This is a genomic window from Microbacterium sp. JZ37 (assembly GCF_035188445.1).
GTDB lineage: Bacteria > Actinomycetota > Actinomycetes > Actinomycetales > Microbacteriaceae > Microbacterium > Microbacterium barkeri.
Map to the genome: position 1 here is coordinate 2948837 of NZ_CP045253.1, position 14527 is coordinate 2963363.

General features: G+C 73.8%; 12 protein-coding genes. 7 read left to right on the forward strand and 5 right to left on the reverse strand.

Going from position 1 to position 14527, the window contains the following annotated elements; all coding sequences use genetic code 11:
• Positions 1 to 4: 4 nt before the first annotated feature.
• Positions 5 to 1174 carry an MFS transporter gene (locus tag GC092_RS13655; RefSeq protein WP_324012598.1) on the reverse strand — a complete coding sequence of 390 codons (1170 nt, stop codon included), beginning with the start codon at positions 1172 to 1174 and terminating at the stop codon, positions 5 to 7.
• Between the two features lie 83 nt (positions 1175 to 1257).
• On the opposite strand from GC092_RS13655, the gene GC092_RS13660 reads away from it, so the two are divergent.
• Together GC092_RS13660 and GC092_RS13665 are read left to right on the forward strand one after the other, a co-directional pair.
• Positions 1258 to 1929, forward strand: a complete 672-nt coding sequence (locus tag GC092_RS13660) for a FadR/GntR family transcriptional regulator (protein WP_282979076.1) — start codon at positions 1258 to 1260, stop codon at positions 1927 to 1929.
• Entirely contained in the window at positions 1926 to 2579 is a 654-nt protein-coding gene (locus GC092_RS13665) for an IMPACT family protein (RefSeq protein ID WP_324012601.1), read from the forward strand. The genes GC092_RS13660 and GC092_RS13665 overlap by 4 nt, the downstream gene beginning before the upstream one ends.
• Here GC092_RS13665 and GC092_RS13670 read toward each other — a convergent pair.
• Genes GC092_RS13670 through hutH form a run of 3 tightly spaced genes read right to left on the reverse strand, consistent with a single transcriptional unit; the run spans position 2576 to position 5841 of the window.
• The gene (locus GC092_RS13670; RefSeq protein WP_324012603.1) at positions 2576 to 3469 is read right to left on the reverse strand and encodes an NAD-dependent epimerase/dehydratase family protein; all 894 of its coding nucleotides are present in this window, start codon (positions 3467 to 3469) and stop codon (positions 2576 to 2578) included. The genes GC092_RS13665 and GC092_RS13670 overlap by 4 nt on opposite strands.
• Positions 3470 to 3478: 9 nt before the next feature.
• Positions 3479 to 4264, reverse strand: a complete 786-nt coding sequence (locus GC092_RS13675; RefSeq protein WP_324012606.1) for an IclR family transcriptional regulator — start codon at positions 4262 to 4264, stop codon at positions 3479 to 3481.
• 11 nt (positions 4265 to 4275) lie between these two features.
• Positions 4276 to 5841 (reverse strand): histidine ammonia-lyase, encoded by a 1566-nt coding sequence (gene hutH / locus GC092_RS13680; RefSeq protein WP_324012608.1) that lies wholly within the window; start codon positions 5839 to 5841, stop codon positions 4276 to 4278.
• Positions 5842 to 5987: 146 nt separating this feature from the next.
• Between hutH and GC092_RS13685 the strand changes: the two genes are divergently transcribed.
• The 5 genes from GC092_RS13685 to GC092_RS13705 all read left to right on the forward strand — a co-directional run bounded on the left by GC092_RS13685 (position 5988) and on the right by GC092_RS13705 (position 12334).
• Positions 5988 to 6911 carry an arginase family protein gene (locus tag GC092_RS13685; RefSeq protein WP_324012611.1) on the forward strand — a complete coding sequence of 308 codons (924 nt, stop codon included), beginning with the start codon at positions 5988 to 5990 and terminating at the stop codon, positions 6909 to 6911.
• 26 nt (positions 6912 to 6937) lie between these two features.
• Positions 6938 to 8392 (forward strand): amino acid permease, encoded by a 1455-nt coding sequence (locus tag GC092_RS13690; RefSeq protein ID WP_324012612.1) that lies wholly within the window; start codon positions 6938 to 6940, stop codon positions 8390 to 8392.
• A 118-nt stretch (positions 8393 to 8510) separates the two neighbouring features.
• Positions 8511 to 10181 (forward strand): urocanate hydratase, encoded by a 1671-nt coding sequence (gene hutU / locus GC092_RS13695; RefSeq protein WP_324012614.1) that lies wholly within the window; start codon positions 8511 to 8513, stop codon positions 10179 to 10181.
• Between the two features lies 1 nt (position 10182).
• Positions 10183 to 11364, forward strand: a complete 1182-nt coding sequence (gene hutI / locus GC092_RS13700) for an imidazolonepropionase (RefSeq protein ID WP_324012617.1) — start codon at positions 10183 to 10185, stop codon at positions 11362 to 11364.
• Positions 11365 to 11425: 61 nt separating this feature from the next.
• Positions 11426 to 12334, forward strand: a complete 909-nt coding sequence (locus tag GC092_RS13705; RefSeq protein WP_324012618.1) for a hypothetical protein — start codon at positions 11426 to 11428, stop codon at positions 12332 to 12334.
• A gap of 131 nt (positions 12335 to 12465) precedes the next feature.
• On the opposite strand, the gene GC092_RS13710 is transcribed toward GC092_RS13705, so the two are convergent.
• Entirely contained in the window at positions 12466 to 14244 is a 1779-nt protein-coding gene (locus GC092_RS13710) for an HNH endonuclease signature motif containing protein (RefSeq protein WP_324012620.1), read from the reverse strand.
• Between the last annotated feature and the right edge of the window lie 283 nt (positions 14245 to 14527).

Genomic DNA, 14527 nt, shown 5'->3' on the forward strand with positions numbered 1-14527 from the left:
CTGCTCAGCGGCGGCCGCCGCGGCCCAGCACGAAGCCGATCGCGGTCTGGATCGCGGTGAGCCCGACGAGCAGCGCGAGGGTCGGCGCCCAGCTGCCCGTCCGCTCGGCGAGGAAGCCCGCGGCGAACGGACCGGCGGCCGCGAGCAGGTAGCCGAGCGACTGCGCCATGCCCGACAGCTTCGCCGCCTCGCCGTGGCTGCGCGCGCGCAGGCTGAGCATCGTCAGCGCCGCCACGAGCGATGCGCCCTGCGCGAGGCCGAGGAGCGCGAGCCACAGGTACAGGGCACCGGGCCACACGAGCAGGCCGAGCGTTCCGATCGCGAGCGGAGCCGTCGCCACGACCATCCCCGGGCCCTGGTCGACGCCATCGCGCAGCAGGCGCGGGATGAGCAGGCCGCCTGCGATGCCGAGGAGGAGCACGACGGAGAGGTGCAGGCCGGCCGTCGCGGCGGGCACGCCCCACGTGCCCTCGATCGTCGGCAGCCACGTGACGACGACGTAGAAGGTCGTGGACTGCAGCCCCATGTACGCCGTCGCGAGCCACGCCGTGCCCCAGCGCCAGATGCTCGGATGGTGCGGCACGGGAACGGGATCGAGCGAGCGCGCATGCGACGAGGGGCCCGCCACCCGCGGCAGCCACGCGAGCGCGACGACGAGCGCGAGTCCGCCCCACACGACGAGCGAGAACCGCCAGTCCACGAGGTGCGCGAGCGGCACGGAGAGCGCGGAGCCGGCGCCCGCCGCGAACGTGAGGAACGCCGTGTAGAACCCGGTCGCGAGGGAGATGCGCGTCGGGTAGTCGCGCTTGACGAGAACCGGGGTGAGCACGTTCCCGACCGCGACCGCGGCGCCCACGGCGAACGTGCCGACCCACAGCCCGACGTCGCCCGCGTAGGAGCGCACGAGCGTCGCGCCCACGAGGACGATGAGCGCGACGAGCACGGCCCTGTCGTCGCCGAAGCGCGTCGCCATCCGGTGCACGAGCGGCGACACCGCGGCGAAGGCGAGGAGGGGCAGGGCCGAGAGCAGGCCGAGCGCACCCTCCCCGAGCCCGGTCTCCGCGCCGATGCCGCCGAGGACCGGGCCGACGGCCGTGATCGCGGGGCGCAGGCAGAGCGCGACGAGGAAGACGAGAGCGGCCATCCAGCCGGTTCTGCGCATGCCCTCGTTCATCTGTGCAAATGTAGGACATCTGGCCGTCGCGCGCCAGCCGGACGCCGGCGACGCCGGTACGCTCGACGGGAGGAGGTATCGCGATGCCGCTCAACGCGCCGATCCGGCAGGCCCCGCTCGTCGTGCAGGTCACCGAGCAGTTCCGCGCGCTCATCGTGTCGGGCGCGTGGCCGGTGGGGTCGCGGATCCCGGGCGAGATCCAGCTCGCAGAGGATCTGGACGTGAGCCGCGGCACGGTCCGCGAGGCGCTGCGCGCGCTGAGCGTCGCTGGACTCCTCGAGCCGCGCGTGGGCGACGGCACCTACGTGCGCGCGTCCGACGAGCTCCCCGTGCTGCTCGCGCGGGACGAGGTGTCGATCGACCACGTCTTCGAGGCGCGGGCCGGGCTCGAGGCCGCCGCCGCGCGCGCCGCCGCGGCCATCCCCGAGACCGCCGGCCCGGCGATCGAGCGCGCCCTCGCCGAGCGGATGCGCGCGCACGAGGCGGGCGACCTCGACGCCTGCGTCGCGGCCGACGCGGCCTTCCACCGGGCGGTGATCGAGGCGAGCGGCAACCCCCTGCTCGCGCGCCTCCACGAGGCGATGGCGGGGCTCGTGACCCACTCGATCGCCGAGACGAGCGCCCTCCCCGAGCCGCGCGAGGTGGGCGACGCCCATCGCGCTCTCGCCGAGGCCATCGCGCGCGGCGACCGCGACGCGGCGGGCGCCCTCGCGGCGTCGCTCATCGACACCGTCCGGGCGACGGCCGCCCCGTGAGCCGGCGCTATCCGTCGACCATCGCGGCGCCTGTCGAGCACGAGCTCGTCGAGCGGAAGTCGCGCTTCATCGCCCAGGTCGCGCCGGTCTCCTCGCCGCAGGAGGCGGAGGAGGTCATCGCCGCCGCGCGCCGGCGCGCATGGGATGCCCGCCACCACTGCGTCGCGATGGTGACGGGCCTCCTCGGCGACCAGGCGCGCTCATCCGACGACGGCGAGCCGTCGGGCACGGCGGGGATCCCCATGCTCGAGGTGCTGCGACGCCGCGACCTCACCGACGTCGTCGCGGTCGTCACCCGCTACTTCGGCGGGATCAAGCTCGGGGCGGGCGGGCTCGTCCGCGCGTACTCCTCTGCCGTGTCGGAGGCGCTCGACCTCGCCGCGCCCGTGCGCCGGGAGGCGCTCACGCAGGTGACGGTCGCGGTGCCGCACGGCGACGCGGGCCGCATCGACAACCTGCTGCGCGAGTGGGCCGCGCACCACGGTGCGACGCTCGGCGAGACCTCCTATGCGACGCACGCGACCTTCGAGCTCTGGACGCCGGCCGCCGAGCTCGGCCGGCTCCGCGACGACCTCGCAGCCGCCACGGCCGGCGCCCTCGCGCCGGTCGTCGGCGGAGAGCGCGTCGTCGACGTGCCCGGCCGAGGCTAGCCGCGCCAGGAGTGCTGCGGCTCGAAGCCCAGCAGGCGGCGCGCCTTCTCGATCGACAGCAGGGTCTGCGTGCCCGCGACCTCGCCGCGCACCGGCACCTCGGGGAACACCTCGGCGGCGAGCTCGGCCGAGCCCCGCGACATCACCGTGTCGGCCGCCGCGATGACGAAGTTCTCCGCGCCGACGATGCCGCTCTCGACCGCGAGGCGGCAGGCGAGCGCGCCGTCGCGCGCGTCGATGTAGCCCCACGCGTTCCACGAGCGCTCGGACGGGTCGGCGTCGAACGCTGGGAAGCGCGCGTAGTCCTCGGGATCCATCACGTTCGAGAACCGCAGGCCGAGGAAGCCCGCATCGGGGCACCAGCGGGCGAAGTGGCGGGCGAGCTCCTCGTCGACCGCCTTCCCGAGGGAGTAGGACGTCTGCGGCCGGACGGCGTACTCCTCATCGACGGGCAGGTACGGCGGAGGGGTGTCGGCGAACGACAGCCCGAGGAGGGTCTCGCTCGATGCGAACACCACGCGGCGGATGCCGGCGAGCCGTGCCGCGGAGAAGAGGTTGTAGGTGATCGCCGTGTTGTTCGCGAAGGTCGCCGCGTCGGGCAGCAGCCCGGGCGCCGGGATCGCGGCGAGGTGCACGAGCGCGTCGACGCCGCGGCCCGACCCGACGGGAAGCGCGCCGTAGTGCTCGTCGACGTGCGTGAGCACCTGGACCGCCTGCCCGTAGTCGCTGAGGTCGGCCTGCAGGAAGCGCGCCCCCTCCTGCAGCGAGGCGGGCCGCACGCGGTCGACCGCGGTCACCGCGTACCCGTGCTCGGCGAAGTGCGCGACGACCGCGCGCCCCAGCTTCCCGCTGCTCCCCGTGATGACGACCCGCCGCGCTGCTGTGCCCACGGGTCCAGCCTAGGCGTCGCGCGGCGCGCCGTGGATGCGGCGCGAGATCTCCTCCGCCACCGATCGGGCGTCGTCGACGAGCGCCGGGAGGCGCTCGGGCGCGACCGACGCGTCCGGATAGGTGATCGCGATCGCGGCCACGGGCCATCCGCGGTGATCGAGCACGGGGACCGCGACCGATGACAGCCCGGGGGTGACGTCCCCGGTCTCCTCGGCCCATCCGCGCAGGCGCCCCTCCTCGAGCACCCGGCGCAGCTCGGCGTAGGTCGTCACGGCGGGCGTCTCGGCATGCCGCTGCACGAAGGCCCGCGCATCGGGGTACAGCGCGCGCAGCTGCGCCTTGGGCAGCGCGGCGAGGATAGCCCGCCCGCTCGCGGTCAGCTGGGCCGGCAGGCGGACGTCGACGGCCGTGACGAGGTCGGGGGCGTGCTTCGCGCGGATCTCGACGATGTAGAGCACCTCGCGCCCGTGCAGGACGGCGAGATGCGCGCTGAGCCCGATCCGGTCGACCAGGCGAGCGACGTGCACGCGGCCGAGGCGCGCGAGCGGATCGGTGCGCGCATAGGAGCTGCCGAGGTCGACAGCCGCGATGCCGAGCCCGTATCGGCTCTCGTCGGGCAGCCGCATGACGTACCCCGCCCGCTCGGCGACGTTCAGGAGGTGGTAGACCGTCGAGCGGGGCAGCTCCAGGCGCTGCGCGATCGTCGCGGCCTGGAGCGGCCCGCTCGCGCGCGCGAGCAGGTCGAGGATGCGCAGCCCGTTCTCGAACGCGGGAACGCGGGACGACTCTGACATCGAGGTCGAGGCTACGCGAGCGCGCCGATCGCCGTCTCGACCGCCGCGAGCACGCGGCCCGACTGCACGTGCGCGACCGCCGCCTGGATGTCGGGCGACGTGAAGGCGTCCGTGTCGGGCGCGGCGATGTCGGTGCGGAAGAGGGCGTGCAGCGCGCGGGTGGCCGCGCCCGGCTCGCCCTCGCCGGCGGCGAGGCGGAAGTCGAGGGCGCGCGTCGCGGTGAGCAGCTCGATCGCGAGCACGCGCGCGAGGCCGTCGATCGAGCGGCGCAGCTTGCGCGCGGCCGCCCATCCCATCGCGACGTGGTCCTCCTGCATCGCAGAGGACGGGATGGAGTCGACCGAGGCGGGGACCGCGAGCCGCTTCATCTCGGAGACGATGCCCGCGGCCGTGTACTGCGCGATCATGAGGCCCGAGTCGAGCCCCGGGTCGGCGGCGAGGAACGGCGGGAGGCCGTGGTTGCGCGCGACGTCGAGGAAGCGGTCGGTCCGGCGCTCCGACATCGACGCGACGTCGGCCGCGGCGATCGCGAGGAAGTCGAGCACGTACCCGACGGGCGCCCCGTGGAAGTTGCCGTTCGACTCGACGCGCCCGTCGCGGGTCACCACCGGGTTGTCGATCGCGCTGCCGAGCTCGATGCGGGCGACCGAGGCCGCATGCGCCGCCGTGTCGCGCGCAGCGCCGTGCACCTGCGGAGCGCAGCGCAGGGAGTACGCGTCCTGCACGCGCGTGAACTCGCCGCTCACCCGCCGGGAGACGAGGCCCGAGTCGCCCAGCACCCGCGCCATGTTCGCGGCCGCGGCGGCCTGCCCGGGGTGCGGGCGCAGCTCCTGCAGATCCGCGGCGAACACGGAGTCGGTCCCGCGGAGCGCCTCGACGCTCGCGGCGGCCGCGACGTCGGCCACGCGCAGGAGCGCCTCGAGGTCGTGCAGCGCGAGCAGGAGCGTGCCGAGCATCCCGTCGGTGCCGTTGATGAGGGCGAGGCCCTCCTTCTCCTCCAGCACGACGGGGGCGATGCCCGCCTCCTCGAGGGCATCGCCCGCGTCGCGCAGCTCGCCGGCCGCATCGCGCACGGTGCCCTCGCCCATGATGGCGAGGGCGCAGTGCGCGAGCGGCGACAGGTCGCCCGAGCAGCCGAGCGAGCCGTACTCGTGCACAACGGGCGTGAGCCCTGCGTTGAGCACCTTCGCGTAGGTCTCCGCGACGATCGGGCGAGCGCCCGTGCGGCCCGTCGCGAGGGTGTCGAGACGCAGGAGCATGAGCGCGCGGACCACCTCGCGCTCGACCTCCTCCCCGGTTCCGGCGGCGTGCGATCGCACGAGGCTGCGCTGCAGCTGCCGGCGCTTCTCGCGCGGGATCTGCACGGTGGCGAGGGCGCCGAAGCCCGTCGAGACGCCGTAGTGCGGGAGCGCGTCGTGTGCGAGGTCGTCGATGAGCGCGCGGCTCTCCGCCATGTCGCGGAGCGCCTGCTCCGAGAGATGGACGGGCGCGCCGTCTCGGGCCACGGCGACGACGTCGTCCGGGCGGAGGCCCGCGGAGCCGAGCGAGATGGAGCGGAGGGCGTGCGAGGTGGTCATCCCTCCATGGAACGTCACGTCCGTCCCGGCGGACAGCACCGAGGGCCTCCCGCCGTCTGGGATCCCAGACGGCACGCTCTGGGATCCCAGACGACGATGTGCGAGGCGACGGTTCGCCCCGCACCGCCCGTGGGTACCGTGACGCCATGAGCGATCAGCCCTCCCCCGCCCTCTCGCACGATCCCCTCTGGCCGCGCACGGGCGGATGGCCGCGCCCCGACGGCGCGGAGGCGGACGCCGCCCTCATCGGGCTCCCGACGCGGCGCACCTCGCTCTCGCCGACGCACGCGGACGCGACGCCATCGGCGGTGCGCGACGCGCTGCGCCGCTACTCGGCCCTCGCGCACGTGGAGGGCAGGGGCGCCGTCGACCTCGACGAGGCGCTGCGCATCGTCGACGCGGGCGACATCGCCGAGCCCGATCACGGCCGCGATGAGGACGCCGCTGTCGCGGCCGTCCGCGCGCTCGCGGAGCGCGCACGGCTCGTCATCGCACTGGGCGGCGACAACGCGGCGACGGTCCCCGCGGCGCGCGGCGCGTGGGGCGACGGCATCGTGTCGGCCGGCCTCATCGCCTTCGACGCGCATCACGACCTGCGCGACGGGATCAGCAACGGCTCCCCCGTGCGGCGCCTCATCGAGGCAGGGCTCGACGGGCGGCGCGTGGTGCAGATCGGCATCGCCGACTTCGCGAACTCGCTCGCGTACGCGCGGAGGGCGCAGGAGCTCGGGATCACCGTCATCCCGCGCGATGCCCTGCACGATCGCCCGATCGCCGACGTCGTCGACGAGGCGCTCTCGATCGCGGGCGCGGGCGGAGGCGCGGTCCACGTCGACGTCGACGTCGATGTCTGCGACCGCGCGGTCGCTCCCGCCTGCCCGGCCTCCGTGCCCGGCGGCCTCTCGGCCGCCGAGCTGCGCAGGGCCGTCCGACGCGTCACGCGCGACCCCCGCGTGCGATCGCTCGACCTCACCGAGGTCGATGCGACCGCGGACACCCCCGACGGGCGCACCGTGCGCCTCGTCGCGACGCTCGTCCTGGAGGCGCTCGCGGGCGTCGCCGGACGCTAGCCCGACCGAGGAGAATGGAGACGACGATGTCTGACACCTCTGCCACGCACGCGCCCGCCGCGACCCCTTCCGCGCACACCCTCCGCCGCGGGCTCTCCGCCCGGCACGTGCGCTTCATGGCGCTCGGCTCCGCGATCGGGACCGGCCTCTTCTATGGGTCGTCCGCGGCCATCCAGTCCGCGGGACCCGCCGTGCTCCTCGCGTACATCGTCGGCGGCGCCGCCGTCTTCATGGTGATGCGCGCGCTCGGCGAGATGGCCGTCCGCCATCCCGTCGCGGGCTCCTTCGGCCAGTACGCCGCCCGCTACCTCGGCCCGCTCGCGGGCTTCGTGACGGGATGGACGTACGCGTTCGAGATGGTGATCGTGTGCCTCGCCGACGTGACGGCGTTCGGCATCTACATGGGCTTCTGGTTCCCCGACGTGCCGCGCTGGATCTGGGTGCTCTCGATCATCCTCTTCATCGGCGCGCTCAACCTGCTGAGCGTGAAGGTGTTCGGAGAGCTCGAGTTCTGGTTCTCGCTCGTCAAGGTCTCGGCGATCATCGCGATGATCGCGGGCGGCATCGCCATCATCGCGTTCGGGCTCGGCAACCAGGAGGAGAACGCCTCCGGCATCGCGAACCTGTGGAGCCACGGCGGCTTCGCCCCCGAGGGCATCGGCGGGCTCATCGCGAGCCTCGCAGTCGTCATGTTCGCGTTCGGCGGCATCGAGATCATCGGCGTCACGGCCGGGGAGGCCCAGGATCCCAAGCGCGTGCTGCCGCAGGCGATCAACACCGTGCCGCTGCGCATCCTCCTCTTCTACGTGCTCACGCTCGGGGTCATCATGATGCTCGTGCCGTGGACGTCGATCACGGGCGAGGCGAGCCCCTTCGTCTCGATCTTCACGACCCTCGGGATCCCGTTCGCGCCGCACCTCCTCAACGCCGTCGTCATCACGGCCGCGGTCTCGGCCATCAACTCCGACATCTTCGGCGCGGGTCGCATGATGTTCGGCCTCGCGCAGCAGGGGCAGGCGCCCGCGATCTTCCGGAAGACCTCCCGCCAGGGCGTGCCGATCTTCCCTGTCCTCATCCTCATGGTGACGCTGCTCGTCGGCGTCGTCCTCAACGCGGTGATCCCCGAGCAGGCGTTCCTCCTCATCGCATCGGTCGCGACGTTCGCCACGGTGTGGGTGTGGCTCATGATCCTGCTGTCGCACGTGCGCATGAAGCACGCGATCGCGCGGGAGGGCCGGCTGCCGTCGGAGTTCCCCGTCCCGCTCTGGCCGGCGGCCTCCTACGCGGCGATCGCCTTCGTGCTGTTCGTCGTCGTCGTGCTCGGCATCGTGCCCGACACGCGGCCCGCGCTCATGGTGGGCGCGGTGTGGCTGGCCGTCCTCTGGCTGGCGTACACGCTGTTCGTCCGCGAGCAGGGGCGATCGGCGCCTGACCTCGAAGACGCGACAGCGCCCATCCCCCTGCCTCCTCGAGCGCCGTGACGCGACGCGACGGCCCCGTCTGGGATTCCAGACGGGGCCGTCGCGTTCCCCGTTGTCGCGCGGGCCGTCGCGGGATTGGATCGAGGCAGACCCCGGCTCGAGAGAGAGGCCCCCGACGATGACGCTCCCCGGCGCACGCCCCGTCCGCGCACAGCGCGGCACCACCCTGACGGCGAAGAGCTGGCAGACCGAAGCCCCCCTGCGCATGCTGCACAACAACCTCGACCCCGAGGTCGCCGAGCGGCCCGACGACCTCGTCGTCTACGGCGGCACCGGGCGCGCCGCGCGCAGCTGGGAGGCGTTCGACGCGATCACGGCGGCGCTCACTGATCTCGAGGACGACGAGACGCTTCTCGTGCAGTCCGGCAAGCCGGTCGGCATCTTCCGCACGAACCCGTGGGCGCCGCGCGTGCTCATCGCGAACTCGCACCTCGTCGGCGACTGGGCGACGTGGCCCGAGTTCCGCCGTCTCGAGGCCGAGGGGCTCACGATGTACGGGCAGATGACGGCCGGCTCCTGGATCTACATCGGCACGCAGGGCATCCTCCAGGGCACGTTCGAGACGTTCGCCGCCGTCGCCCGCAAGCGCTTCGGCGGGACGCTCGCCGGAACGCTCACGCTCACGGGAGGCTGCGGCGGGATGGGCGGCGCTCAGCCGCTCGCGGTCACCCTCAACGAGGGCGTCTGCCTCGTCGTCGACGTCGACGAGACGCGTCTGCGCCGTCGCGTCGGCAAGCGCTACCTCGACCGCGTCGAGGCCGACCTCGACACCGCCGTCGCGGTCGCCCTCGAGGCGAAGGAGCAGCGCCGCGCGCTCTCGATCGGCGTCGTCGGCAACGCGGCCGAGGTCTTCCCCGAGCTGCTGCGCCGCGGCGTCGCGATCGACATCGTCACCGACCAGACCTCCGCGCACGACCCCCTGTCGTACCTGCCCGTCGGCATATCCGTCGAGGAGTGGCACGACGCCGCCGCGGCCGACCCCGAGGGCTTCACCGAGCGCGCCCGCGCATCGATGGCGGCCCAGGTCGAGGCGATGGTGGGGTTCCAGGATGCGGGTGCCGAGGTCTTCGACTACGGCAACTCCATCCGAGACGAGGCCCGCCAGGCCGGGTACGAGCGCGCGTTCGCCTTCCCCGGGTTCGTGCCGGCCTACATCCGCCCGCTCTTCTGCGAGGGTCTCGGCCCGTTCCGCTGGGCCGCGCTGTCGGGCGACCCGCGCGACATCGAGGTCACCGACCGCGCCATCCTCGAGCTGTTCCCCGAGGATGCGCACCTGCGCCGGTGGATCACCGCTGCGCAGGAGCGCGTCGAGTTCGAGGGCCTGCCCGCCCGCATCTGCTGGCTCGGCTACGGCGACCGGGCGAAGGCGGGACTGCGCTTCAACGAGCTCGTCGCCTCGGGGGAGATCTCGGCGCCGATCGTCATCGGCCGCGATCACCTCGACTCGGGCTCGGTCGCGTCGCCCTACCGCGAGACGGAGTCGATGCTCGACGGATCCGACGCGATCGCCGACTGGCCGCTCCTCAACGCCCTCACCGCCGCCTCGTCGGGCGCCACCTGGGTGTCGCTGCATCACGGGGGCGGCGTCGGCATCGGGCGCTCGATCCACGCGGGGCAGGTGGGCGTCGCGGATGGCACGCCGCTCGCGGCGGAGAAGCTCGCGCGCCTGCTCACCAACGACCCCGGGATGGGCGTCATCCGCCATGTCGACGCCGGCTACCGACGAGCGGTCGACGTGGCCGCCGAGCGCGGCGTGCGCATCCCGCTCACGCCGGTCGTGCGGGACTGACATGGGCAGCATCCTCGTCACGGGCATCCGCGAGCTCACGACGAACGAGGGCCCGCGCCTGCGCGACGCCGCGGTCGTGATCGACGGCGACCGATTCGCGTGGGTCGGGTCGGCCGCAGACGCACCCGACGCCGACGAGCGCGTCGATGCGGATGGTCGAGCCGCGCTGCCGGGGTGGGTCGACTCCCACACGCATCTCGTGTTCGCGGGCGACCGGTCCGCCGAGTTCGAGTCGCGCATGGCGGGCCAGCCGTATGCCGCCGGCGGCATCAACGCGACGGTCTCGGCCACGCGAGCCGCCTCCGACGACGAGCTGCGCGCGGGCGTCGCTCGGCTCGTCGCGGAGGCGCGCGCGGGCGGCACGACCGCTCTCGAGACGAAGACCGGCTACGGGCTCACGGTCGACGACGAGGTTCGATCGGCGCGGATCGCCGCGGAGGCGGTCGACGAAGTCACCTTCCTCGGGGCGCACGTCGTCCCGGAGGGTGCGGACCGGGTCGAGTACCTCGAACTCGTGACCGGGCCGATGCTCGATGCGGTCGCGCCGTGGGTGACGGCCGTCGACGTGTTCTGCGAGCGCGGCGCGTTCTCGGCGGAGGAGAGCGCGCGCGTGCTCGCCGCCGCGACGGCGCGAGGAATCGCCGCTCACGTGCACGGCAATCAGCTCGGGCACGGCGACGGCGTGCGGATCGCCGTGGAGCACGGAGCGCTGAGCGTCGACCACCTCGGCTTCCTGACCGACGATGACGTGGAGGCCCTCGCGGCGACGTGGCAGGGCGACGGGCGCGGCACCGTCGCGACCGTGCTCCCGGCCTGCGACCTCTCGACGCGCATGCCGCTCGCGCCCGCCCGTCGGCTCATCGACGCCGGGGCGGTCCTCGCGATCGCGAGCAACTGCAACCCCGGCACGTCGTACACATCGTCGATGGCGTTCTGCGTCGCGACCGCCGTGCTGCAGATGGGGCTCACCATCGAGGAGGCCGTGCGCGCCGCGACTCTCGGGGGAGCGATCGCGCTCGACCGCCACGTCGACCGACCGGGCCGCCCGCGCCTCGGCGTCGTCGCGCCCGGCGCGCGCGCCGACCTGCAGCTGCTCGACGCCCCGTCGGTCAGCCACCTCGCCTATCGCCCCGGCATGCCGCTCACGTCCGCCGTCTGGCGGGCCGGTGTTCGGGTGGTGTGAGGAGGTCATCGGACCGATCCCTCCTCGTCATGGGCCAAGATGGCGGTGAGGAGGACACGCGATGGACCGATCCCTGCTCGACCGAGCGGCACGCCGGTCTCTGTGGCGTGCCCTGCCCCCGATCCTGCTCTGCCTCGGGATGGTCGCGTGGATGGGCTGGTTCAGTCGCGGCGTGATCCAGGCGACCGACGGCGCCATCCTCGTGCCCGGCGTCTGGACCGATCAGCTCATGCGCTCGATCCCCGAGCAGCAGGAGTGGATGGCTGTGCCCATGGGCCTCCTGCTGTGGCTCCTGCTCGTCGTGCTGACGCTCGCGGGGCCTCTGCTTGTGCTCATCCTCGCGGGGCGACGCGCGGTGAGCCGGCTCCGCCGGTGGCGAGTGCTGCACGGGTTCGACGCCGACCGCAGGCGTCCGGATCTCATCCTCGGCGTCGCCGAGGATGACGTGCGTCGCATGGGCATGCGGGGCCGCCCATCGGGCGTCGTCATCGCGGGCACGATCGAGCACCTCGACCCCGACACCGCGCTCGCTCGCGCCCTCGCCGGAGAGACCCGAGTGGCGGTGCTGGGCGACCGCGCGCTGATGCCTCCTTCCGTTCCCGCGCGCATCGAGGGCTATCTCGTCAACGCGCGCTCGCGGTCGAGCGCGGTCATCGCGGTCGACCGACAGCGTGACGTCTGCTGGCCTCTGGGACGCGTCGTGCCGCTGAGTGCACTGAAGGTCCTGCGGACCGCACCGAAGCAACGGCACGTCGTGGACGGCGTCACGGCCGTGGTGGGCGGCGGCATCGCGCTCACGTGGGCCGAAGACGCGGGCCTCTGGAGCTCGACCGACGGCGGATGGGGCGACGGCGGCGGAGACGGCGGCGACGGCAGCGGCGGTGACGGGGGAGGCGGCGACGGCGGTGGAGGCGGCGACGGAGGGAGCGGCGGCGACGGCGGCGGAGGCGGTGGAGGCGGCGGCGAATGAGCGACCGGGGCGAATGAGCGGCCGGCCACGCCTCCGGGGCCCGCGGCAGGTGATCGCGAGGACGGCGCCCGCTCCCGGGGCTCTCCTCCCTGATTGAACCCGGGCCCGCCGCGCATCCGAGGGTGTCTCGCTCAGGCGGGTTCCAGGGTGAATCGGGCGTCCGCGCCGTGGTCGAGGTCTTCGTGGTGGGCGATGTCGTCGGCGTCGAGGAGGGCTTGGGCGAGGTATTCGGGGGTTGTCCGGTAGTGGCGGAGCCATTCCTGGATGTCGTGTTCGATCTCGAGGTGCAGTCGCCGCTCCCGCTCCCGCTCCTCCTGTTCCCGCTGGCGCTGCTCCGCCTCCCGCTGGTGCTGTTCGCGTTCCGGCTGGTGCTGTTCGCGCTCGCGTTCCTGTTCGCGTTCGTGCTGGCGGGCGTGGCGGCGCTGCTCGGCCTGCTCGCGGTCGCGGTGGTGGCGGGCGAGGGCGTCGGCGATGAGCGGGTTCGGGGTGGCTTCCGCGCGGACCCGCGGGGGTGGCTTCTCGGTGTACGTGTAACCGGCGGGGCTGGTCCATTCCAGGACCCCGTCGCCGAGCTGCCTGACCTGCCAGGGCGTGTGGTGCTTGTCCTGGTGGCATCCCTCGCACAGGCAGGCGAGGTTGCCCACGTCCGTGACACCGCCCTGGGCGTACGGGATGGTGTGGTCCAGGTCGGCGGTGATCGCGAGGTTGCGGCACCCGGGGGTGCGGCAGCGTTCGTCGCGGGCGAGGAGGTACCGCTTCTGCGCCGCGGTGGGGGTGTACCGGTCGACGGTGAGCAGCGCCCCGGTGTCGGGATGGCAGAACACCCGCTCCCACCCCGCCGCGTTCCCCGCGAGCTTGCGGGCCGTGTCCGCGTCGATCGGCCCGTACCCGGCCAGGAACCCCGGCTCATCATCGAGCCCCGCCAGCGTCGTCGCCGCGACCGTGACCTGCACCACCGCCCGCACCCGCGACAGCACCCGATCCACATCCCCCACCAAGCCCCGCAACGGCGGCGCCCCACGAGGAGGACCTCCGTCCCGAGGCGATCCGTCCGGGGGTGAGGCTCCGGGACCTCGCGCGGCGTCGGCGGTGTCGGGCGGATCGGATTCCGCGCCCGCACCCACCGGATCAGCTCGGCCGCCGGCCCCGTCAGCCGTTCGCGCAGCATCCGAGACACGGGAATCCGCGTGCACGCTCACGTCGTCCGCGTCGACCTTCGTTCCGTCGACCTCGGTGCCCGCATCGGGGGCCGCCGAATCCGTGTCCGCGGTCGCACCCGCGGCATCCACGTCCAGGCCCGTCGCGCCCGCGTCCGCATCGCCGACATCCGTCGCGCCCGTGCCGTCTGCGTTCGCGTCTGTGGTCCAGGGGGCGGGGCCGTCGTCGGGGTCGCCGCACAGGGCGGACAGGACCTCCACGGCGAGGTCCGACGCGATCTGTCTCGCCGTCCGCGGCCCCTCCCCACCCTCACCGACCCGCTCCGAATCCTCGAACCGCACACCCGACCCACCGGCGACGCCCGCACCCGCGGCGCCCACACCCACACCCGCACCCGCGCCCACACCCGCACCCGCGCCCTCAACGCTCCCGACGCCCCCACCGGTGGTGGTTTCGGCGGCGCGGCGTTCCTGTCGGGCCAGGTGCCGTGCGTGCTGGCGCAGGGTCCGGGCGATCGCCTGGATCCGGGTCGCCTCGCCCACGATCTCCAGCGCCTGCGTCCCGTCCGGGAGCACCTTCACCCACACGCCCCGCCGCGCCATCGCCGACCGATGCCGATCCGAGAACGACCGCGGATCCAGCCTCTCCGCGAGGGCCTCCGCGAACACCCGCGTCTCGAACGGCGTCGCACTCTCCGCGTACCCGACGGCCGCGGCCTCGAACACCTCCCGCAGCCCGTCCGGCAGCCGCATCCCGACCTGCCGGATCACGTCCGCGTGCCGGCCCGTGATCCGCGCGCCCTCCAGCGCCGCGAACGTCTCCGGGACGATCCCACCAGCACCATCGCATCCGAGATGCGGGTCTGCATCCGCCCCTTCGACTCCCCCAGAGCCGCCGCGAACTCCCCCGCCATCGCCCGGAACGGGAAGTCATACCGCGACGAGACCGCCCCCGACCTCGCCAGCTGCGCCCGCGCGACCTCCCCCGCCTCAGCCAGCGCCTGAATCTCCAGCGCATCCGCCTCCGCCCGCAAAG

What these genes read in the sequence shown, in the direction of transcription:
- GC092_RS13655 (WP_324012598.1), bottom strand. Translation starts at nt 1,174, where the DNA reads ATGAACGAGGGCATGCGCAGAACCGGCTGGATGGCCGCTCTCGTCTTC.
- GC092_RS13660 (WP_282979076.1), top strand. Translation starts at nt 1,258, where the DNA reads ATGCCGCTCAACGCGCCGATCCGGCAGGCCCCGCTCGTCGTGCAGGTC.
- GC092_RS13675 (WP_324012606.1), bottom strand. Translation starts at nt 4,264, where the DNA reads ATGTCAGAGTCGTCCCGCGTTCCCGCGTTCGAGAACGGGCTGCGCATC.
- hutH (WP_324012608.1), bottom strand. Translation starts at nt 5,841, where the DNA reads ATGACCACCTCGCACGCCCTCCGCTCCATCTCGCTCGGCTCCGCGGGC.
- GC092_RS13685 (WP_324012611.1), top strand. Translation starts at nt 5,988, where the DNA reads ATGAGCGATCAGCCCTCCCCCGCCCTCTCGCACGATCCCCTCTGGCCG.
- GC092_RS13690 (WP_324012612.1), top strand. Translation starts at nt 6,938, where the DNA reads ATGTCTGACACCTCTGCCACGCACGCGCCCGCCGCGACCCCTTCCGCG.
- hutU (WP_324012614.1), top strand. Translation starts at nt 8,511, where the DNA reads ATGACGCTCCCCGGCGCACGCCCCGTCCGCGCACAGCGCGGCACCACC.
- hutI (WP_324012617.1), top strand. Translation starts at nt 10,183, where the DNA reads ATGGGCAGCATCCTCGTCACGGGCATCCGCGAGCTCACGACGAACGAG.
- GC092_RS13705 (WP_324012618.1), top strand. Translation starts at nt 11,426, where the DNA reads ATGGACCGATCCCTGCTCGACCGAGCGGCACGCCGGTCTCTGTGGCGT.
- GC092_RS13710 (WP_324012620.1), bottom strand. Translation starts at nt 14,244, where the DNA reads ATGCGGCTGCCGGACGGGCTGCGGGAGGTGTTCGAGGCCGCGGCCGTC.